Raw genomic sequence first — 23,334 nt, 5'->3', positions numbered from 1 at the left:
AAAATTAGTTTTCTACTTTACTTATAGAAAACATTCCAGACATATCACTAGAACCATTACCGCCTAGATTGTCCACAAATTTTAGCATTTGAACAGCAGTATGAACATTTGGTGTAGCATTATTCCCCATACCTGTCCCCGTTGACAGCGTAATATTGGTTTTACCACTCAAGAGTTTATTAAAATCTGCGGTGATGGTTATTTTAGGGGCACGTTGACCCACGATAGCATCTGTTGTCAGATCTAAGGTGATATCCCGGTATGCATCCACTCCTTGCGTATATGCTCCTTCCTTTCCTTCAATAGTGCTACCGGTGTGTATAGACATGGTCTTATTATCGACTTCATAAAAGCCTTCCAATTTTGTAAATCGATAACCTGTTCCCCACTCCCACATCATTTTAGTATCATTAGCACCAGCAGTGGCATAAAATGTTGGAAATCTTACTTGATCGATGGTATTCAAATCCTGTTTTACACCCAAACCAAATTTGATCTGCTTATAGGTACCCGATGGAATGTTCGTTAAGACATAATCGAGACTAGGTTGCTTCGCTTGATCAATAACTGTTGCTCCCTTATCCAGATCATTAACATGGTAAGGTATCTCCCCACCATCAGCTTTGATAAGACGGATATTGCTAATCACATATTTCAATTCAGATAAATGATGGACTTGTCCTACTGCAGAAGTATTTGTTGTAGCAGTAGTTGAACTCGCACCCCCTAAGATTATCGTTGTATTTTTAAAGGTATTATTAAAATGTAAGGTTACATGATTAGCCACAGGCATGTCATCACTTTTACTACATGAAACCATGGCCAGTGTACAGGCTGATAATAATAGATAGTTTTTTAGATTCTTCATTTCAATTTTTATTTAATTAAACATTATTTATTGTTAGCACTATGGGTTTTTCTAAAAACCCACTTTTAAGGATGTAAATATATTACGCCCCATTCGAGGAATATTTCCCCAGTCAGCGTATGTACTGTAGTATTCATTCCATAAGTTTTCGGCACCTACCTGTACAACAGCTTTACAATTCTTGATATTAAATCGATAGTCTGCCGAAACATTCCAAATCTTATAAGAGGAAGTTTTATCTTCTCCATACTCCGGACTGTAATTATTTTGTGTAAAATCACCATTCAAAATGGTTTGAAACCCAATTTTATGATGTGTAAAATGGACTGATGTCTGATAACTTAGGGGACGTATAAAGGGTAAATTTCCACCTCTGTCATCTTGACCGCGAGCATAAGTCAGCAGACCTTTCCATTGCAGATTTTGCAAGATGTCGTAATGACCACCAATAGAGAAATTGAAAAGTGTAGCATGATCCAAAGAGGTATAACCTTTGACACCTACCGATTGGTAATTCATTGGGCTACCCATACTTAAAATGCGACCAACGATATAGTTTTGGATATAGAAGTAGTTTGCCTTAACGTCAATCCCGACTTTTTCTTTCTTAAAGCCCAAACTCGCATTCATTTCATATGAAATTTCATTTTTCAAATCCGGATTTCCGATATAATCGTATCGATCGAAACTATTGTAGATATAATAACCATAACCTTCGGAAACAGATGGTGCCCTATGTCCATAACCCGTTCCCGCAGAAAAATGAAAACTGTCAAAATTAAGCTGATAATTTGCATGAAGACTTGGCAAGACTCTTGTTTTTTCTTGTGGTGTACCCGGATGGAAAATCCAATTAAATTCCACGTACTTAGCATGATTGTAGTTCAACCCCAATGTTCCACCAACATTTACTTGACTCTTGTCGGAGATTTCCCATGCATTATTCATCGAAAGTCCTCCATATCGAGTCGTTACCCATGGCCAACTGTAGGCAAACATGGTACGGTTGCTTCGATCTTGAGGATACATTCTCATTTCAGCGATCGATACATTCTCGTAAGCATTCAACTGTATTTCGGAAGCGTAATCATCTTTTTTTAGATTAATCTTACTCACAAGTCCGTAAGTCGTACTCCATCCCGGCATATCCATATGCACTAGATTTTCAGGCCGAGTTGTATCATCCATATAGTGCTCTACTGCATTAAGATAGATTTTTGAATCCCACACTTTGACTGGCCCATCCTCAAACATTTGCTTATAGGAAGCAGATGTGATCAATGCTCGGGATAACCATAGGTCCATCGGTAATGCTGGGAAACCGACATCCTTGGCCATATCAAAAATAGCATCCACTCTTAATGCAGACAATGGACTTGTTTTATAAGCCATACCTAAAGATGTATTAAATTTATTGTACTGCGAATGCTTGACTTCATCGTTATGTCCATCAGCATAATTACCCGCTTTTCTAAAAGAAATACTTCCATCTGCTACAAATTTGTCATCTGAATAAGACAAATTTCCCATATTGAAAAACTGTTTATTATTCCATTCGAATCCTGTTTGGTAGGTACCACTCCACGTCGGATCCAGACTAAACGGGGTACTTTTTCGCTTCAGATCAATACTTCCCGACACGGTAGATCCATGCATACTTCCAGCCTGCCCCGATGTAATGTCAATCGCAGAGAGGTTGTTACTCTCCACATAAGAGGTGATCGGATCCATTTTATCGGTACAAGCTCCGAAGATATGCATACCATCAATGGTCAAATTCGTCCGTTCTGAACTCATATTATTCAACAAGGGCTCCCAAGCATAAGCACCACGTTTGATAAAACTTATATTTTCCGAGGATGCCAAAAATTCATCAACCGACACGGACATTTTCATTTCAGTCTCTATTTTCTTTTTGACCATCCTATTTACATGTACTTCATCGATACGACGCGTACTATCTTGCTTTATCTGCGAATCTTGCGCTTTAGCATATATACCAAATACCAGAAGCACTAAGCCAACACTTAATTTCTTCATCATGGTTAAAATAAAATATCAATATGCAGGTCGCTTTTAGCACCTGCAATGCCAGGTGTAAAATCATCCGGTACAACAGTTCCTTTTATGATCTGTCCATCTTGGTTCTGCATAATAAAATTCAATGTCCAGTTTCCGGTCATGGTATAATTCACTACGCCATGATACAACCCGTCGTTCTGTTGCGTCAGATCTTTATTGTTGGGTGACGAATGATTCCCCATAGAAGGTTCTGGCATACGCGGATCCAGCTGTAACATATAACCATTAACCTCAGTGTAGGAAAACTGTGTCGGATCTGGAAATACTCCCGATGGATTATCTATAGGTTTTTGATATCTATAGATTCCAGCTAACAGTTCGTTTTCAGAAACTTTTGGCTTCTGAGGAGATATTAAAGCGATGATATATTGTTCATTATCCTTCCCCGTAAAAACCGTCATGTTGAGATTTTTATTCGCTTGCTCCTGTACATTTATGCTTTTTGTGACCTGGAAAGTTTGACCATTTATTGTAAAACTGAGGTATAGATTCCAGCTGCCATTTAAACTACTTTGCTCTGTAAATACAGCATATCCAAAAAAATATTTTTCATCAGATCTCTCCATCAATTGATACCGATGAGGACAAGATTGATGTTCCCCTATGTTATTAGTCATAATAGGCAAAAATGTAACTTCAGAAGTATTAGATATTTCGCCAGTCTGACTATTGGTGATTTTTAAACGGATTTCATTATAACCCTTATAGAATGTTCCATTCAAAGCTTCAATACGAATATGATAACCGTTAGTAGTAACAGCTGCAGCCTCTTTAAACTCGACATGTTCCGTTACTACAGTATCGATTTCAGCTTCGTAATCCGTTTTACCCTTTGTACATGACATGACCACAACGCATAGCGCGGCCATAAATAATAGTATTTTCATTATTATCTACTGTTTTGTGAAAAAAAATGGGAAATCCAGCTTAGCTTCTACATATATGTAGTACAACGTCAAATCTATAGATAGGGACTATCTTCACCTCGATCTCAGAGTTGGGAATGACTTTGATTCATCGTAATCATCAGCAGGTAGAAAAGAGGTTATCAAAATATAACAATTACCCACTATAAATCTTCCACTGCTACATACCGACTATGATATGGAGCGTATCCTGCAGAAATAATTTATGCGAGATCATTAATTGATGATCTGATAGTACTTTAATAAATGCTATACTTCAATCCATTCCTGTTTCAACCACTAGTCAACATGTTGAAGTCTGTTCTCCAAAATGATCAATAAAATTCATGATGCAGAGCATCATTTTCAATATTGATCTATCGCAGGTACAACGACATGAATAGGATCCGATAAAAATCTGTCTTTAACAATACATCAAGAAATTCATGATATAGGATATCAGTATCCGTCTCGATAATATCGGGATAAAATCAGATCACTAAATTAAAATAGCTGACGTTAATAACTAAGCTTCGCTGGTAAGCAAAAACGGGATAGGAGGACGAAAAATAGGCGTGGTAAATGTAAATCTGTAATCCGCCAAATAAGGAGAAAAATGTTTAACAAAAAGATTTTCTTCTGGTGGATGCATAGTAAAAAAGATACTTTCCTTATGCATATAAAAAGCGTTACGCTCATTTACTACCAGATTCTTTTTTGCTTCCTTCTGCTCTTCTTCTCTTATTTTTTTCATAAATACACATTGCCCATTACAATGAATCTGAGGGCGATCCTTGTTGATACATTGAGCAATATAATCGGGTAAGTGTATCTCATATTCAAGTACCATGACATTGCGATAGAAGGACTGCAATGTCAATGTTATCAGAAGAATATAAGTACAGATACGTTTCAAAACCTTTTAGTTTTTTTTCAATATGGCCAAATATACGGAATGATTTTCTTTAAAAAACAGGAAAATAGCACTTAATTTAAAAAAATAGCTAAACATTTTTATTATGGTGTACATCGAGCCGATGAGGGATCTAAAAAGAGGAAGTAATCGATATTGTAGTAATTCTACAAACACAGCTGTAAAACAACCTATGATGACAACTCAAATAGAAAAAAGACTAGCTTTTTATGTTCCTTGCTCTACTTAACAACATCTATCCGATTCAATGTACCATTAAAACCCGACACCTGAACAGGTAACTTGTGAAGTTCAATTTCCTGATGATCAACCGCCTTTATACCACTGATTTTGACATCCTGTTTTTTATTGATCTTCTTCGGTATTTCAATCAGACCATATGCCTTATAAGGCACTTGATCATCTCCTAATAAAGATCGTGGTCCCCCACCTAAACATCCACTATGATATAATATGACACTTTCTTTCTGTGCGGGATAATACACATGTTGATGTCCAGACAAATAAAGATCAACCCCATTTTCCTTTAAAAAAGATAAGGTTTCATCAGCTTGTTCCAATACTTCACCAGGTTTGTTCTTGGATTCAACGAGAGCATATAAAGGAAGATGCCCGAGTACAATTTTAAATCTTGTTTTTTTAGCCAAGGAAGAGTTCAATTGTTCTTTCATCCAACTTTTTACTTCAGTTGGTATCTGAGCAGAAGAGGCATCCCATGAGATGATCAGTACATTATTTTTCAAGTAGGAATAATAATATGGAAAATGATTACTGTCTATAAAAGTCAGATTCACATCACGCTTATGATTGTTCCAAAATAACGCTGAAACTTCACGATCTAAAGCGTAACCAGGAGAAGCATCATGATTGCCCATGGTAAATCCAAAAGGTACAGCAGCTGTCTTTATTGGTTGTAAAACAACCCGATCAAATCCTGCCCACATGGCCTCTAGATCTACTCGCGTCAAAGTTTTTTTCTGACCAGCGACCATATCTCCGCCACATAAAATAAGATCGGGCTTCAGCTCAGCAATTCGGTCTACCACATCCAATACTTCTTGACTATAAGTGGTCGACCCATAGCCGTCATTTAAATCCGATAAGACCAAGATCTTAAGATTTTTATTGATCTTTTCTCGATTCAGATCCCGAATCGATGATTGTGAAAATACAGGATGAATAGCATACAATGAAAGGAGAAAACAAACAGATGAGCAAAATTTCATAAAAAGTCTATTGTTATATAGATATCAAATGTATCACTATAATTTTAAAATACCATTTGCAGAGCAAAATATAAAACTTACTGATCAGCATGTAGATGCTGTCATACAAAACAAAAAAGAGACTTTAAAAGTCTCTTTTTCTATAGCTTACTAACTTGAAATATTCTGAATGTTATGAATAAGCTAAAATTTTATGCATTTCCTCGAATAACACGTAGTAACACGACAATAATAGCAATTACTAATAATACGTGAATAATACCTCCACTGTAAAATCCTCCTAAAAAACTGATCGCCCAGATAATGACTAAAATTACTGCGATGATGTATAATAAATTTCCCATAGTATAATGTAGTTTATGATGTTTAAATATTTAGTAACCTGCTTATATAACAATTGAAATGGGATATTGGTTTGTGGTACTAAACAAAAAATTATAAAAAAAGCTTTATGATCCTCTCCAATATAAAAATAGACGCTGATTAATTCTTACAAATCGAAAAAAACAGCGTACAGACACAGCAGCTTTTAATGTTTTTGATCAATCCAGATAACGTAAAATAATTAATCCACCAGAAGCAAGATAAAAATGCCCTATCGAAAGTAATTTCCAACCAGCTTGATTTTAAGAGATAAGCAATGTGAAGCATACATCACGCTCAAATCTAGCTATCAATCAGTTACCCCTTACAATAGATATCATGAACAATAAAAATTACGCAATCGATTTCATTTAATAAGCCCATAAATTATCCAAACAAAACGGCTAACTTAATACTATTATGTTAACCAAAATCAATAATAAACCCTTATGAATCCATTCCAGTTATGAAAAAAACACATCTCACAGGCGTACTATTCGCAACACTCGCTACGATTTCCTGCTCAAAAGAAATTGTAAAATCAAGATTAGAAAAACCCTCTGCGACTATCTCACAGAATGATAAAGATCTACCCAATCTGATATTAACAGGAAGTAATGCTGCACCCTCACAGCATCTCGTCTATAGTTTTCCAAATGATGCGGTATTGAAGATGGGCAAAATAAAGATTACAAATACAGCTAAAACGGAATATTTCTCGGTGCTCAATTATGATGGTGGATATATGGGTTTACAAGACACACCAGATCTGCGTTATGGAACATCCAACATTATGCTTGCTTCGCTGTGGGATAAAAATACCGCAACAAATAATCTCGCTTTCTATTCATATTTAGATAGCAAAACAGTTGCTAGTCGTTTCGGAGGTGAAGGAGATGGTCAAAAAACATTAAATCCATATCATTGGAGCATCAATACGTGGTACAATATGGTCATCCGTTCTTGGAAAGAAAACGGAAAAATATACATTGCCAATTTCGTTCAAGACCTCTCAACGGGAAAATGGTTACACACCTCCACCATCGGTAGAGAAGCTAGCGCAGGATATTTAGGTTCGGGCAGTGGTACATTTTTAGAAAACTGGGTAGGCGACAATCCGAGCTATGATGGCAGATTCCATAGAAAAGCATTGTTGAAAGATAATTGGAACCTCAGTGTGAATAATGTTTGGGAAAAATCGAGTAGTCGTTATTTCTCGGCCAATGATAATGATGCTGCACGAAATGGGCAATTTGATCGAGCATTTAATGTCGGTTACAATAGTGCCGAGGACGCGTATTTTATGGAGCATGGAGGTTCCACGACTCCAGATCCCGCTTTTGGTACTGGTCGTGTATTAAACTTACCAGAACAGGCAGGACAAGGAACTGCTCCCGTATTGACAACTATCGAAAATAGCTATAGTACCGCCCGCTATCATAATACTAAAGTTATTGTTTCTTGGGGAATCAACGAGAACAAATCTCCACAACTACGCTATAAACTTGAACTATTAAATGCTTCAGGTTCCGTTTTACAGACACAAGAAAAAATACAACCAGAGAAAAGAATAGATACCCTTTCCAGTACTTTAGCAAATGGAAATTATACCATTAGGATCACATTGACAGATATTTTTAATCAACAAGCTCCGGCAAAATTAGTTCCTATAACAGTTTTCAATACTAATGATACGTATAAGATTAAAAATGTCAGTAGCGGTAAGTATCTCACAGTTCGGGATAATAGTACAGCCAATTCTGCTCAAATTGTACAATACAGTGCTCATACAAGCGATTTTCAAAAATGGAAAATTGTCAGTGGCAGTTCCGGATATGCATTAGTTAATGTTGGAAGTTCCAAATCCGTCGATATGCCGGCCAGTACAGATGATCTCAATACCGGATTGATTCAGTACAGTAGCTCAACAAATCAAAATCAACAATGGACCTTTAACTTTTTAGATATCAGCAATACAGTCTTTATAAGAAGTATACTGAGCAAAGGATTGATCATAGACAACCCTGGAAGCAGTATAAGCGACAATACGCAAGTCGTATTATACAGTATCAATAATAATCTTGGCAGCAACAATCAAAGGTGGGTCTTAGAGAAACAATAAATAAACATTTCCAGCAGCTATTCAAATCAATCAAGGGCTGCTGGAAATTAAATCATTTATTTAGCAACATGCTCCACAAGTAATTTTTCACAAACCATATTGCTCAAGACCTCCATCTCTCTATGCGCATAATTGACCGACATGCTTTTATCAAACAATTCAACAGATTGTATAGTAATCACAGCTCCCAGTACCAATTCGCGGCTATTTAAAAATTTAAGCAATTCTTCCGAAGACGGTTTCACTGCCATAAATTTTACAACATCGCCACTTTCACAATCACTCAACCTATCAAAATCTTTAACGATCACTTTACCATTTTCATCAGGTATAGGCGAACCATGTGGATCCACCTCAGGAAAACCTAAGATTTCATCCATTTTAGCAAAAAAAGCCGGAGACTGTATATGTTCAATTTGTTCAGCAATGTCATGTACTTCCTCCCAACCAAATCCCATTTTTTCCACCAGATACATTTCTGTCAGACGATGTTTCCGAATAATTAATGATGCTTCTTTTCTTCCCTTTTCCGTTAGTTTCAAAGGTTTATAACTTTCATAAATAACAAAATCTTTTTCACTAAGACGTTTCATCATACCATTTACGGTAGGCATTTTAATGTCCAGCATTTTACTTAATTCATTTACACTAGCTTCACCTTTTGTACTCGTCAAAGCAAATAATGCTTTCAGATAATTTTCTTCCGTCTGTGATATCATGATAACAAAAATACAAATTATTAGTACAATCTAACAATATTGTTATAAATAATTTGTTAGTTTATGCAAACTTTATAGATTTGTAACACTAACAAATAACATTTACATAATGAAGATCAATCATTTTCTAATAATGGGTACCCTCATCTTATCGAGTTTGACCCTTTCTGCACAGACAGGGCAATTAAAAGGTAAGATAACCGATCCCGAAGGAGCCCCCATTGAGTGGGCTACTATAAGCATTCCACGATTAGGTATGGCTACAAAAGCGGATAGCATTGGAAATTATGAATTACCTCCTATTCCAGCAGGATCCTATCAATTAAAGGTCAGTTTTATTGGTTTTGAAACCAGGCTCTTATCTGTAACCATAGTAGAGAGGGTAGTTCAAGTAAAAAATCTAGAACTTAACGCTAGCTCAAACCGATTAAATAGCGTTGTCGTTACCGGCACCCGAACAGCGCGCCGAAAATCCGAAAGTCCTATAGCAGTCCATATTCTAGACAGTAGGACTTTCGATATCACGCAATCCAACACCTTAGCAGATGGTCTATGTTTTCAACCGGGATTGCGTATGGAAACAGACTGTCAGACGTGTAACTATTCTCAGTTAAGGATGAATGGGCTTGGGGGCTCCTATTCCCAGATCCTAATTAATAACCGCCCCGTATTCAGTTCATTGATGAGTCTGTATGGACTGGAACAGATACCTGCCAATATGATTGACCGCGTCGAAATTGTAAAAGGTGGTGGTTCGGTTTTATATGGTTCCTCATCCATTGCTGGAACGGTCAATATCTTAACAAAGGAACCGCGAAAAAGCTCGTTCACACTTTCCAATAACAGCTCATTAATCGGGAACAAAACCTGGGATCATTTTTTTAATGCCAATCTAACAGCAATTAATGATGAGCAGAATGCTGGAGTTTCTCTTTTCGCATCTCATCGCAATCTTGACTCCTATGATGCAAATGGCGATGGATTTTCTGAAATGCCCATCTTACTAAACAACTCTTTCGGTTTCAATTCATTTTTTAAGTTATCTCCGCAAGATAAACTGGAGATCAATGGATGGAGTATCAATGAAGAAAGAAAAGGCGGAAATAAATTAGATCTTCAAGCCGACAAAGCCGATCAATCTGAATACCGCTTACATCATATTCTGGTAGCAGGCTTCAATTACGAACGTCAGGCAAAAGACAAATCAAGTTCATTCAGTATCTATAGTTCTGCCCAAAATACAAAAAGAACACATTACACAGGTATAGACCAAATCGATGCATGGGGACATACAAAAAATTATTCGGTACAAAACGGAGTTCAATACAATTATATCAGTTCGGAATTCCTAAATGGAAAAAACACCTTTACTGCTGGAGTAGAAAATCAATACGAATACACGTTTGATGAAATTAAAGCATACGATTACCTGATTGACCAACAGGTCAATTTACTTGCAGCTTTTTTACAGAGTGACTGGGAAGTAAACCGTAAATTAACATTACTATCCGGACTTCGCTTAAACAAATCCAACCGTATGGACAACATGGTTCTCACACCGAGACTCAGCGCGTTATATAAAATTGGCTATGAAACCCAATGGAGAACATCATATGCAAGAGGATTTAAAGCCCCACAAGCGTTAGAAACCGATATGCATATGGCTTTTGCCGGAGGTGGCGTTTCCGTCATTCGCACCGATGCAAATTTGATAGCAGAAACGTCCAATAGTTTGAATAGTTCTTTGGACTTTAACAGAGCCAGTGAACACATGATTTATGGGTTTACAGTAGATGGATTTTTCACCCGCTTGTACAACACATTCGTTTTGGAAGAAATCGGTATTGATCAAAATAACAATCAGCAACTCTTACGAAAAAACGGAGGAAACTCATCCGTACGAGGGGTAACAGTGGAAGGTAGATTAAATTATGATCAAAAAATACAACTGGAGACCGGTTTGACCTTACAAAAATCCACCTATGATCAAGCTGTATCCTGGTCTTCGGATCTTCCTAGCACGAAACAATATCTGCGCTCTCCTGATCTTTATGGTTATTATACCCTTAGTTTTTGGCCTCAAAATCCATTCAATGCTGTATTGTCCGGTGTCTTGACCGGTCCCATGCAAGTTCCTCATTTTGCAGGTGCTCCAGGTATCGATAAGGATGTTCTCTACACCTCCCCTACATTCCTTGAAAACAATATTAAGCTATCTTATACATGTACACTAAAACAAATCAAGCAAGATTTACAATTCCATATTGGTATTCAAAATATGTTCAATCAATATCAACGCGATTTTGATACGGGCAAAAATAGAGACAGCAATTATATTTATGGTCCGAGTAGGCCAAGAACATTTTTCTTAGGATTAAAATTTGGACTGATGTAAATTTTAGATCCCCCCTAATACCTAAAGAGAGCGATTATAGAGGGGAAAGATGGAAACTTTCTTTCTCCTCCATATATCGGCGCGATGAAAATAGGATTAAAAACACGATTCAATTACAAAAGCCCTATAATTGCTTGATGATACTTAGAAGACCTTTCTTGAGCGCGATTTGCATAAGTCAATAAGATCGCTATCCGCCACGATAGATTTGGTATCTGCTACTTGCAAAAAATAGGCATAGTACTGTTCAAATTCATTTTCCTGAAATTGAATATCAAGTATTTCCATCCGATGTCGTAAAGCTGCACGACCACTGCGGGCAGTCAGTATAAGATCCGGTAACTCGAAACCGATCATCGCAGGATCAATAATTTCATAATTGCTCCTATCCTTCAGAACACCGTCTTGGTGTATTCCAGACGAATGGGCAAAAGCATTCCGTCCCACGATAGCCTTATTCGCTTGCACAGGATTGGACATGGCTATTTCAACCATTTTACTCAACTTGCTTATATAACGAGGATCAACAGTAGTAAATATGGGTAAATCTTTAATAATAAGAGTCATCACAATTTCTTCCAATGCCGCATTACCAGCCCGCTCCCCGACACCATTTATCGTTCCTTCCGCCTGACTTGCACCAGCCAGCAACCCCGCAATTGTATTTGCGGTTGCCATGCCTAGATCGTTATGACAGTGTACCGAAATTTTAGCTTTGTCCATATTCGGGACATTTTCTATAACAAATTTGATCTTTTCATAATATTCAAAAGGAGTACAAAAACCATTGGTATCAGGTAGATTAACAATAGTTGCACCTGCCTCAATCACATTTTCAACCATTTTTGCTAAGAATAAATTATCGGCTCTACCCGCATCTTCAGCAAAAAATTGCACCTCCTCAATTTTATTAGAGGCATACCGCACCATTTTAAATGCTACAGCTAAAATATCATCTCTGGTACTATTAAATTTATTTTTAATATGAATATCCGAAGTCCCGATTCCAAGTTGTACTCTAGGACACACCGCATTTTTGAGCGCATTAACCGCAGTGTCAATATCTAGCTCACGGGCTCTGGCCAATGCGCACACTTTAGCATTTTTAATTAATTTTGAAACTTCCTGTACCGCCTTAAAATCTGCAGGAGAACTCACAGGGAAACCCGCTTCTATAATATCAACACCGAGAAATTCAAGCTGTTCGGCTATTTCTAGTTTTGATTGAAGAGTCAGCAAGCACCCAGGCCCCTGCTCACCATCACGGAGAGTGGTATCTAAAATATCTATTTTTTTCTTATTCATGATCTTTTGTTTTATCAAAAATAATGAGCGTTTTTATTTTGTTATATTTGAAAATAAAGCAATACTTATCTAATTATGCCAAAAGCTTACATATCAACACTAGATTGTACAAAAGTTATTGAAGATGGAGATATTGAGATCCGGTATTTTGGTCAATTTAATACCGAAATACATCATCACGAAAAAGCACAGCTGATCTCCCCTGAAATGAGTGCTGTATATCTTTACTCAGAAAAGGGAAGTTTTTGTATTCCTGCCCGACACTATGCTTATGTTGACGCACATGTCAAACATAAATTAATATCAAGATCGCCCAATTTAAAACTCAAGACGATCTTTCTTGATTTGAATAAGGAAAAGTATCCTACTGCTCATTGGGGAAATATCGCTATTTTCTCTCCATCAAACTTACTTGATCATCTTTTAGCATTTGGCGTACAACATTGGTCCGATAAAGAACTGAAAGAAGTTGGGCTAGCGTCTTTAAAAAAAATGTTAGCACATATATTAATCAGCCCTCTAAAACTTCATGCACAACCACCAAAGTCCGAATCACTCTTAAAAGTTGTTGAATATATTACCCAATCCATTAGTGAACAGATTACAATAGCATCCTTATCGCAACACGTAAATATTCCCGAGCGGACCTTGTCAAGACAATTCAAGAAAGAAACAGATATAACCATTTTTCAGTTTATAAAATTAAGCCGTATGCAGCTCGCATTAGAATTATTAGAAGACCAATCATTGCATATTAGTGAAATTGTTTACAAAATCGGTTACGACAGTATTCCCACTTTTTCAAACCTATTCAAAGAATTAATAGGAATCAGCCCTCAAAGATATAGACAAGGACTGCTCTAAGCCCAGAGTTTAATGCCCATTTAGGAAATAAAAATTATTCAAAAGATCAAAAAAATCAAACACATAGCAAATAGGAAAATAAAAAGGTATCTTTAAGCTTTATGGCATGATCTAAAATCAAAATAAGATCTAATATAGAGGACAAGAAAGCCACCATCATCATGTTTTGAAAATTAATAGGTTATTAACCTACAGTTCACACTGACGATGTATATTTAGACAAGTAAATTTACATAGCCTGTGGTTTAAAACATTTGAATTATGAAAACGATCACTCATTTATTTCAAAGGATGATATTTCGTCTCTTTCTTGTACAGTTTAGTTCATTCTATTCACCTCTTAGATTCCATAAAAACTAGAAGATATAATAGAACATTTTTTACTGCACCTGAAAATTTATACGAGTAAATGCCTTTAACTAAAAAATCCTTTGGTGAAGATTTTATCTGGGGTGTCTCAACCGCAGCTTACCAAATCGAAGGAGCACATAATCTAGATGGAAAAGGACTTTCCATATGGGACGTTTTTGTTCAGAAAAGAAATAAAATATTCAAAAACCATAGCGGAGATATAGCTTGCGATTTTTACAATCAATATACCCAAGATCTGTATTTGATGTACAGTTTAAATATTCGAAACTATAGATTTTCCATTTCATGGAGCCGCATAGTTCCAGAAGGTACCGTAACAATCAATCCATTAGGAATCGATTTTTACAATCGGCTTATCGACCTGTCTTTGGAGTTAGGTATTACGCCCTGGGTGACCTTATACCATTGGGACCTACCCCATGCCCTTGAAAAAAAAGGGGGCTGGCTCAACCGCGATGTTAAAGAATGGTTTGGCAATTACGTAGCAGTCTGTGTCAGATCATTTGGTGATCGGGTAAAAAACTGGATGGTGCTCAATGAACCTGCCGTATTTACCGCAGCAGGATATTTCTTTGGAGTACATGCCCCTGGAAAGAAAGGAATTGATTATTTCTTAGCCGCTGCACATCATGCCACTTTAGCACAGGCACATGGTGCCAGAATCATTAAATCGTTACAAAAAGACAGTTTTGTAGGCACGACCTTCTCATGTTCGCATGTAGAACCTTTCTCGGCGCGGGAAAAAGATATCCGTGCTGCACAACGAGCAGACGTACTATTGAATAGACTCTTTATAGAACCGTTACTGGGCAAGGGCTATCCGACTAGTGAAATCAAAATTCTAAAAAGAATCGAGAAGTACATCAAACAAAACGATGAGCAAGATCTAAAATTTGATATGGATTTCATTGGTGTACAAAACTATACTCGAGAGATTATCCGCCATTCCTTATTTGTCCCCTACCTACAAGCAAAAATTGTAAGTGCCAAGGATCGTAAAGTCTCCATGACAGCCATGAAATGGGAAGTCTATCCAGAGTCCATGTATCACATCCTTAAAAAATTCCATGCCTACGAAAATATGCCGCCTTTGATTATCACAGAAAATGGCGCTGCTTTTCCTGATCAAGTAGAAAATAACAGGGTAGATGATCCCAAAAGAGTACAGTATTTACAAGCGATTATTGAACAAGTATATCGAGCGAAACAAGAAGGTGTTCAAGTAAACGGTTATTTTGCATGGACTTTTCTTGATAACTTCGAATGGGCAGAGGGTTATGAACCACGATTTGGTTTGGTTTATGTTGACTTTGAAACGCAGCAACGCATTATTAAATCATCAGGACATTGGTATGCTGATTTCTTAAAATAGATAAACTAAAAACATCTCTTACAATTGATTGCTTTTTAAGAGATGTTTTTAGGTCAATTCGAAAACCTATGGCATGAAAGCCTGATTAAGAGCTATAAGTTTTGCTCCTCTTTACTCCGCAAAAAATTAGCATCTGCGCTACTCGCATTTCAGCACTTCATCTGTTCATAAAAAGTGACGCAACAAGCAATCAATCACTTTCCGCAACATATGCAGACAAAGTATTTAAGTTATCAATAGCAGCTCCAATGGTATTATTGAAATAGACATATACTTCTTTTTTAGCGTCAAGCCAATCTTTAATGTAATAACTGTATTCTTGCAAAAATGCATCTTCGTAAGAACCTTTATAATTCCCATCAGGTCCATGAAAACGCACATAGACAAATGGAGTTACGGTATCCTGTAGGTGTATACCACGACCATGTTTATCATGTATCACAGAAGCAATTCCATAGTCCTCCAACAGTTGGTATGTTTCCTCCCGATACCACGACTCATGTCTAAATTCAACACACACCCTCCAACCATTACTTTGATCATTTTTTATGATCGTCTCCAACAAATGATTTACCTGAGTGTTGTAACTCAATGAAATTGATGGCGGCAATTGGACGAGCAGGCATCCCTTCTTGTCTCCAACCGCAGCAATGACATCCATAAATTGATGCACATCCTGAGGATCAAAACTCAATCCTTTAGCATGCGTAATGCCACGCCATAATTTAAAGGTAAAGCGAAAATCGGCAGTCACTTCTTCCGACCACCGCTGTACAGTTTCTTGACGTGGTATTTTATAAAAAGAACTATTTACCTCCAAAGAATTGAAAAGGTGACTACAAACCGTAAGCCTGCTTTTACCCTGAAAACTCTCGGGATAAAAGTTTTTGTTTTTATACGGTAATAGAATACCGCTTGTTCCAGAATAATACCATGCATCCATAACTATAAAACAAGCAATATCACAATAAGTTGTCACAAGCTAAACAGATCCATATAAAAACAGCACAACCTCAATTAAAACTGGTATTTCAAAATCATGAAAGATAGTTTAAGAAAGCATTAATGAACTGCAAGATGTTCCAATACAATTTGATAGGCAGACTTCTTCTTCCAAGTCGCCATCAGCCAAGAGAGAAAACAAAGGTGGAAAATATCCTGATTAGCTTTTAAGAGCTGATGAACATCCTGTTGAAATGCTGGATGAAATACAACATCAGGCTTAATCAAATATTTTTCAACGAAACTCACAAACTTCAAAACCCTTTCTTCATGGGTGCTTGCAAGATATGCACTATACCTACGCTTAAAACTATTCAATCTCGACATAGCAAGATCCAGATGTTCAAACTGTGCATGGATCAAGATTTCCATTAGATTCTTTCGGATCGTCCAGAGCATACCCATTTTCTTTTCGTACCATTGATCTGTATGTTGAAACATGGCCAGCTGCCGCAGACAATTTTTATCCTGCCGCAAAGACAAGAACATGGTCAGACAGATCCTCAGATCTTCCACATCCTCCTGCTTATACTTTTGGGTTGCACCTGTCAACATGTGCTGCAACAGCAAAATAGCTTTCCCATCATTTCCTGTAAAATAAAGATTGAGTGCTGACATTAATTGTTGCCTTGCATAAAATTGAACGCTATAAACGCTTTTGCCATCCATGCAGAGTTGCATTTCTGCAATATATTTATCACTCTGAGCAAAATCTTTATTACGGAAATGAAAATTGGCTAAAAAATAGAGTACATAAAGATGATAAAACAACTGCTGCTCATTAGTTTTCGTTTGCTTCTTCAAAAAATGATGAATACGCTTGATATAGCGTTCTATAAAACGATAATCATGATAAATAGCGGCATACTCATTTGCAATAAAAAGAATCTGATAGATTGACTTATAAGTCATGAGATCACTGACAGCGATTTGATATTTACGAATAGTCGTCATCATCAGTGTTGTCAGATTAACAACTTTACCATTCAGATTCACATCCCGCAGTTCTTGCCGTAAGAAGGCATAAGCGAGATTTAATTTTGTCTCACGTTGCATATGCTGCTGATTAGTCACTAAACGGGCGGTCAACAGTTCAAGGTTTTCAGCAGCTGCACTATGTGCATATTGTATCTTCAGCAGCAAAACATCGTTCAATAGGTTATATTCCTCTAATTTTACGGCTAGCTGTTCTGCCTTTGCCAAAGACTTGAAAGCCGTTTTATCCAAATTGTTTTCCAATAAGTAACGGCTTACGACGATCAGACGCATCACTTCTGCAGATTGACTACTGTTCCTTTCAAATATTTTCTGTGAAAGAAACAATAGCAGGTTATCCTGCAGTCTCTTACGTAAAGCATGATAAGAATCTCTATTTTTAGCTTTTTTATACAGCTTATCTAAACCATTTATATCATCAGTATTTATCAAATCAAATAAGATAATATTCCGGACATCATCTCGCTTATTTCTTTTTTGTAAAAATAACCTAAAAGCCTTTTTATCATCATCTAATAACAAATTTACCAATGCAGAAAGTGTATCCATACAATTTTAATTTGATAATAAATATACGCATCATTGACAACTTATATCGTCAGTATTTAACAATAATTCATTTGTGCAATACTCACTTACATCAGACATTTGCTATCAGTAAAACACTAAAAACTACAAATATGGAACCGCTAAAAAACAAAACTGAGGAGCATGCTCCACTTACAAAACATGATGAAAAAGTAAAAAACCCATTTAAACCCACAGGTGCTTTTATCGGTGCATCTTGGTTTGCCTTACTTACAGGGACAGTGGGATTCTGTATAGGTTTATGGAATGCCACGATGGAACTCAACGAAAAAGGATATTACTTCACCATCCTACTCTTTGGATTATTTGCCGTGATCTCGGTGCAAAAAAGTGTGAGAGATCGATCTGAAGGTATTGTCGTGACCGACCTTTATTATGGATTAAGTTGGTTTGCTACCATAGCTGCTATGATCCTACTCACTGTAGGTCTATGGAATGCAGATTTATTGCTTAGTGAAAAAGGATTTTATGCCATGTCATTTTGCTTAAGTATGTTTTCAGCTATTGCTGTTCAAAAAAATACCCGCGACGCCAAGATGTTTGAGGAAAACGAACTGTAACTTAGCGGTTGCCACCCGCAGAGTATTGCTCAGCAATCCTGCGGGTTTATGTCATCAACTCAGTAGATATTCATTAATTATTCATTATTTTAGCCTGTTCAAAAAATCGGACACAACATGAGATGTTAAAAAAAAGGAATACATCAACTGATAAAGACTGCTAAATAAGGACTGATGATCAACTTACTGACAAACACAGCACGAACTGCCATCCTGATCTGGATCTGCACCTTCATCCAGATATATTGGTCCATGGGTGTACTGACAGATAACACATCAAGCGGATGTTTGGACTGTAGCTTCTTTCATGATGCTTTTTTCATTTCTTTATTTTCCACTCTGATTTTGACTGTTCTATTTGTACTGCTGGATCTCATCAAGAAAAATAGCGTTAAGGTCGCAGCAAAATGGATATTATTAATGGCTGGATGGTTTTTCTGGGATTACACGATTTTTGTGGATCGCGAATCTTCTTGGAGTACTTATGATTTAAAAGGCGAAATCTATTGTACGCTGTATACTTCGGCCATACCGATCATCATCTTATCGGCCATTATACTAATCATTCTTCATCTTGATCTTGTGTTATCGAAATTAAAAAAGTAAAGACATATCATCTTATTCGCCTTTTCTGAACTTGTTTCTCCAGCTATAACAAGAACCAAACTCAATCACTTATCTTATTAGTAGCCAATATTCCCTAAACGGAATCAGTGCAACCCAAAAAACTCAGAAAAGGCGATACCTTTCAAAATTTTATCAGGTTATTTGATTGCGTTTACAAGCAAATTTATCTATGTTTGATTTTTCTAAAACAGCCCGATCGACAACCATCCAGATGGAAGTATCATCAAAAAGCCCGTACACATGAAAAGACTTTACATATGTTTCCTTTTTTCTTTACTCTGTTTTACCGCCCTTAACCCACTGTCGGCGCAAGAGATAGACTCCGTAGATGCAAAAGAACTCGGATTGAGCTCCCTATTAAACGGTATTAGACAACAGCAGATCAACGATTCCTTAGAGCGCGTGAAGCTTCAAAATGAGATTACCAATCTAAAGACTCAAAACAGCACTAAAAAAGAAAATCTCAAACAGCAATTGAATAATTTGGATGAAGAAAATCTCATCCGCAACCAACAGGCAAAGCTTAAAGTCGATTCCATTAAGAAAAATACCAAAGGCTATGCCGTTGCTCCTTTTCAGGATACCCTTTTTTACGTTTACAATAAACTAGGTTCATCTTTAGCAAAAGACCGTGCTGCCAACGTGGTCAATCGTATTCATAATCTGTACGAAGATGACTTTGTTCGTGTTGATTCCTTTAAGATAGAAAACAATGAAATCAGCTCCGATATTGTATACAAAGATTTGATCATTACTTCAATTACAGAACTCGATGCCCTATTGGAAGGGAAAAGCAAAGAAGAAGTAGCCAACCAATATTTAAAAAGCATTCAACAAGCCATTTCCCAAGAAAAAGAAGAAAACAGCATCACCAAAGTAATGATCCGTATCGGACTTATTATCCTCATTTTATTTGTATTTTATCTTTTAATTCTGTTGATCAACAGAATTAAAAATTACAGCATTCAACGGATCATGACCGAGCGTACCCAACGGATCAAGGATGTAAAAATTAAAAACTATGTCCTGATCAGTTCCGTTCAGAAAACACGCATACTCATCAGCAGCATCGACATGTTGCGCTGGATATTGATCGTTGTGATGGCTTTTATCATGCTACCTATTATATTCAGTGTATTTCCGTTTACACAAAGCTGGGCAAACAGTTTAATAGGCCTTTTCACCAAACCCTTAAAAAAAGCAATCTTAGCGATCTGGGCTTACATTCCCAATCTGATTACGGTATTTGTGATCCTATTTGTCATGCGCTATGCGGTACGTTTTGTGAAGTATATTTTCACTGAAATCGATAAAGGAAAATTAGAGATCAATGGTTTTCACCGAGAATTTGCCATGCCCACTTTTACCATTGTCCGCTTTCTATTACAGGCTTTCACACTCGTTCTCATATTTCCCTATCTACCAGGATCAAACTCCGATATTTTCAAAGGTATATCGGTATTTATCGGGGTATTGTTTTCGTTAGGATCTTCATCTGCGATATCCAACATTATTGCCGGTCTTGTTATCACTTACATGAGACCCTTCCGCATAGGAGATCGAATCACCATAGCCGATAAAACAGGAGTCGTCATTGAAAAGTCTCCACTAGTAACACGGCTTCGAACCATTAAAAACGAAGAAATTACAATCCCTAATTCATCTATATTATCGGGCAACACGGTTAACTATTCCACTTTTTCAGATCAAGGTATTTGCTTTCAAGTCGAATTATCTGTGGGATATGAAGAACCCTGGGAGCGGATCCATGAGCTATTACTGAGTATACCACCCCGCGTCGCTCGAGTCAATACAACCCCAGCTCCTTTTGTATTACAAAAGAAATTAGATGATTTTTATGTATTATATGAATTGAATGTCTACATCACCCAATCTGGGGAAATTGAGCTCGCCAAATCTGAAATATTTCAGTTGATCCTGAACGACTTCCTAGCTGCTGGTATTGAAATGAACGCCCCTCATATTTACAGTAAAGTAGACTTTGTACCACAATTTAAAGGTGGAATTGATCAGATCTAGCTAATCCATAAGCAAAATAGCATGAGATACGGCCAGTAAAAAACATAACGGACTATAGAAAAAAGTATCTTTCTGAGCGAAAACAGATTGTCGGAACCTTTTGGTAATACCGACATATTTAAAATCACCAATAAAACGGATCAGAAAGATACCAGCAATACCCCACATGGCATAATTTATATAAGAAAGCCCTATAGGCGATTCAATCATTCCTCCAAAAATCAAGTTGGTGACCGCAAACATAAACAATCCTGCGGCCACGACAAAAGTACCAAAACGACTGGGAGTAAAGACGCGCTTCCCATTCAACTTGGTTGGAATTGTTGCTGCGATACCCACTTGGCCATTACAGACCCAATATAAATGCATCAATGCCAGAAATAAGAAAATAACACTATTCGCTATTGATAATATGTAATCCATCCGTTCATTTTTATTTTAATTCAATAATAGGTATACTTAAAACAAGATCAAAGATTCTCCATCGCAATCATCGGTCACTTCGGGTAAAACGACAGCTTTGTGACAATCATTCAGATATGTCACCTTTCTGGGGTATTTACTGACATATGAATTGATCAGCTGCATCATATAATGATTACCATAATAACGCTTTAAACTCGAGCGGATATCTTCCATTGAGGCTAGCTGTGCATCGTGATCGAGATAACCCATGGCGTAAAAATTACCCTGTTCCACCCAGACGTAACTCTTTTCATCCAACGTTCTACCTTTGTCCACGATTACAAAAGTCTGCTGCTGACCCAAAAGATGATCGACCGCCAAATCAACTTGCGCATTATGCGCTTCGATATTAGGAAGAGAGACATCAGTCTCTTTAATTCTATTGGCGTACGGCGTATCAGATGCCGCAAACATACACATGCGCGGGTCCAATTCAAAGTTGATCATCAACTGGCGTAAGACATGAATTCCTTCATATTCCACATTAAAGGTTTGCAAACATGGACAATGCTTTTTCAATTTCCCGACAGCAAGGTAGTGATATCCATTTTGTGCTTCATATCTGAACAAACCAAATTTTGGTTCAAAACGCTTTAAAGCACGATTATACGCCGGCCATAGCCTTTTTATTTCAGTACATTCGAGCAATAAGGCCATCAATTCGGTCGCACAGACTTCAAAAGTGATATGGTAAATTTCCTTTAAGAAATGTTGTCTTTGCTTATGGATACTATGTCCTGTAAAATGAGAAGCGACGCGTTTTTTAAGATGAACTGCCTTTCCTACATAAATGACCTTACCCTGCTGATTCAAAAAATAATAAACCCCGGGCTCTGCTGGAAGCGCTTCAAAATCCTCGATAGCAAGATTAGGAGGAAAACGTTGGTCCGTTGAAGTTTTTTTCAGCATCTCCTCCAGCACTCCTTCATGGTCTGATTCTAGAAGAGATGCAAATAATAAAGCAGTTGCTTCAGCATCACCACCAGCACGGTGACGATTGGAAATTGGAATGCCTAAATCATCACACAGCTTGCCTAAACTGTAGGATGGAAAACCAGGTTTGATTTTTCGGCTCAGCCTGACAGTACACAATTTTCTAGCCCCCCATTTAAAACCCTCCTCTTCCAATTGATGACGAATAAAGGAGTAATCAAAATTGACATTATGAGCAACAAATATGCGCCCCTCAAGCAGATCAAATACGTGCTGGGCAATATCACCAAATACCGGAGCATTTGCGACCAGATCATTATCAATACCCGTCAATGCAAAAATCGCCAGTGGAATATCCTGCTCAGGATTGATCAATGATTCCCAACGCTCGACAACATGATGACCATCGTGTATCAAAATAGCAATTTCTGTCATTCGGCTACTTCGCGCATGTCCGCCCGTAGTTTCGATATCGACAATGGCGTATTCCATATTTTTAAATTTATTCACCTTCATCCAATTAAATGAGTTGACACGGTATGAATCCCCTATTATTTCACTATAAGAAAGAGATCTCCTTCAACGCATCTCTCTAC

The 23,334-nt window shown here is 37.2% G+C and carries 19 protein-coding genes; 7 read left to right on the top strand and 12 right to left on the bottom strand.

The genetic code is table 11. From position 1 onward, the window contains the following. Window positions 1-4: 4 nt before the first annotated feature. From B3P23_RS14150 to B3P23_RS14125, 6 genes are all read right to left on the bottom strand, one after another. Entirely contained in the window at window positions 5-868 is an 864-nt protein-coding gene (locus B3P23_RS14150; RefSeq protein WP_293927230.1) for an MbnP family protein, read from the bottom strand. Window positions 869-919: 51 nt separating this feature from the next. Beyond that, on the bottom strand, window positions 920-2,911 hold the full coding sequence (locus tag B3P23_RS14145; RefSeq protein ID WP_293927227.1) for a TonB-dependent receptor plug domain-containing protein: 1,992 nt from the start codon (window positions 2,909-2,911) through the stop codon (window positions 920-922). A 2-nt stretch (window positions 2,912-2,913) separates the two neighbouring features. After that, window positions 2,914-3,837, bottom strand: coding sequence for a hypothetical protein (locus B3P23_RS14140; protein WP_293927224.1), 924 nt, complete (start codon window positions 3,835-3,837; stop codon window positions 2,914-2,916). Between the two features lie 544 nt (window positions 3,838-4,381). Further along, window positions 4,382-4,609, bottom strand: coding sequence for a hypothetical protein (locus B3P23_RS14135; RefSeq protein ID WP_260948767.1), 228 nt, complete (start codon window positions 4,607-4,609; stop codon window positions 4,382-4,384). 401 nt (window positions 4,610-5,010) lie between these two features. Beyond that, complete coding sequence (locus B3P23_RS14130; protein WP_293927219.1) at window positions 5,011-6,015, bottom strand: metallophosphoesterase family protein; 1,005 nt, start codon at window positions 6,013-6,015, stop codon at window positions 5,011-5,013. A 191-nt stretch (window positions 6,016-6,206) separates the two neighbouring features. Beyond that, window positions 6,207-6,359 carry a lmo0937 family membrane protein gene (locus B3P23_RS14125; RefSeq protein ID WP_248753110.1) on the bottom strand — a complete coding sequence of 51 codons (153 nt, stop codon included), beginning with the start codon at window positions 6,357-6,359 and terminating at the stop codon, window positions 6,207-6,209. A gap of 485 nt (window positions 6,360-6,844) precedes the next feature. Between B3P23_RS14125 and B3P23_RS14120 the strand changes: the two genes are divergently transcribed. Then, window positions 6,845-8,500: a DUF3472 domain-containing protein gene (locus tag B3P23_RS14120; protein WP_293927215.1), complete on the top strand. Its 1,656-nt coding sequence runs from the start codon at window positions 6,845-6,847 to the stop codon at window positions 8,498-8,500. Window positions 8,501-8,556: 56 nt separating this feature from the next. Here B3P23_RS14120 and B3P23_RS14115 read toward each other — a convergent pair whose 3' ends face one another. Beyond that, window positions 8,557-9,219 carry a metal-dependent transcriptional regulator gene (locus B3P23_RS14115; RefSeq protein WP_108158843.1) on the bottom strand — a complete coding sequence of 221 codons (663 nt, stop codon included), beginning with the start codon at window positions 9,217-9,219 and terminating at the stop codon, window positions 8,557-8,559. Between the two features lie 109 nt (window positions 9,220-9,328). Between B3P23_RS14115 and B3P23_RS14110 the strand changes: the two genes are divergently transcribed. Then, complete coding sequence (locus tag B3P23_RS14110) at window positions 9,329-11,614, top strand: TonB-dependent receptor (RefSeq protein WP_293927210.1); 2,286 nt, start codon at window positions 9,329-9,331, stop codon at window positions 11,612-11,614. Window positions 11,615-11,758: 144 nt separating this feature from the next. On the opposite strand, the gene B3P23_RS14105 is transcribed toward B3P23_RS14110, so the two are convergent. Next, entirely contained in the window at window positions 11,759-12,937 is a 1,179-nt protein-coding gene (locus tag B3P23_RS14105) for a 2-isopropylmalate synthase (RefSeq protein ID WP_293927207.1), read from the bottom strand. A 57-nt stretch (window positions 12,938-12,994) separates the two neighbouring features. On the opposite strand from B3P23_RS14105, the gene B3P23_RS14100 reads away from it, so the two are divergent. Beyond that, on the top strand, window positions 12,995-13,783 hold the full coding sequence (locus tag B3P23_RS14100; RefSeq protein WP_045754860.1) for a helix-turn-helix domain-containing protein: 789 nt from the start codon (window positions 12,995-12,997) through the stop codon (window positions 13,781-13,783). Window positions 13,784-14,192: 409 nt separating this feature from the next. Further along, window positions 14,193-15,527, top strand: coding sequence for a GH1 family beta-glucosidase (locus tag B3P23_RS14095; RefSeq protein ID WP_293927204.1), 1,335 nt, complete (start codon window positions 14,193-14,195; stop codon window positions 15,525-15,527). 190 nt (window positions 15,528-15,717) lie between these two features. On the opposite strand, the gene B3P23_RS14090 is transcribed toward B3P23_RS14095, so the two are convergent. After that, window positions 15,718-16,470: a DUF72 domain-containing protein gene (locus B3P23_RS14090; protein ID WP_293927201.1), complete on the bottom strand. Its 753-nt coding sequence runs from the start codon at window positions 16,468-16,470 to the stop codon at window positions 15,718-15,720. Between the two features lie 119 nt (window positions 16,471-16,589). Beyond that, window positions 16,590-18,074: a hypothetical protein gene (locus tag B3P23_RS14085; RefSeq protein ID WP_293927199.1), complete on the bottom strand. Its 1,485-nt coding sequence runs from the start codon at window positions 18,072-18,074 to the stop codon at window positions 16,590-16,592. 131 nt (window positions 18,075-18,205) lie between these two features. On the opposite strand from B3P23_RS14085, the gene yiaA reads away from it, so the two are divergent. From yiaA to B3P23_RS14070, 3 genes are all read left to right on the top strand, one after another. Further along, window positions 18,206-18,673, top strand: a complete 468-nt coding sequence (gene yiaA, locus B3P23_RS14080; RefSeq protein WP_045754864.1) for an inner membrane protein YiaA — start codon at window positions 18,206-18,208, stop codon at window positions 18,671-18,673. 174 nt (window positions 18,674-18,847) lie between these two features. Continuing rightward, window positions 18,848-19,279: a hypothetical protein gene (locus B3P23_RS14075; protein WP_293927195.1), complete on the top strand. Its 432-nt coding sequence runs from the start codon at window positions 18,848-18,850 to the stop codon at window positions 19,277-19,279. Window positions 19,280-19,540: 261 nt separating this feature from the next. Beyond that, complete coding sequence (locus B3P23_RS14070) at window positions 19,541-21,340, top strand: mechanosensitive ion channel family protein (protein WP_293927192.1); 1,800 nt, start codon at window positions 19,541-19,543, stop codon at window positions 21,338-21,340. On the opposite strand, the gene B3P23_RS14065 is transcribed toward B3P23_RS14070, so the two are convergent. Further along, window positions 21,341-21,763, bottom strand: a complete 423-nt coding sequence (locus B3P23_RS14065) for a DUF3995 domain-containing protein (RefSeq protein ID WP_248753098.1) — start codon at window positions 21,761-21,763, stop codon at window positions 21,341-21,343. A 36-nt stretch (window positions 21,764-21,799) separates the two neighbouring features. Next, the gene (locus B3P23_RS14060) at window positions 21,800-23,230 is read right to left on the bottom strand and encodes an exonuclease domain-containing protein (protein ID WP_293927187.1); all 1,431 of its coding nucleotides are present in this window, start codon (window positions 23,228-23,230) and stop codon (window positions 21,800-21,802) included. Window positions 23,231-23,334: the final 104 nt, after the last annotated feature.

Origin of the sequence: Sphingobacterium sp. UBA6320, from assembly GCF_002440335.1 — a bacterium.
GTDB lineage: Bacteria > Bacteroidota > Bacteroidia > Sphingobacteriales > Sphingobacteriaceae > Sphingobacterium.
The sequence above is the reverse complement of the archived record's forward strand: the minus strand, read 5'-3'. Positions and strand labels throughout refer to the sequence as shown.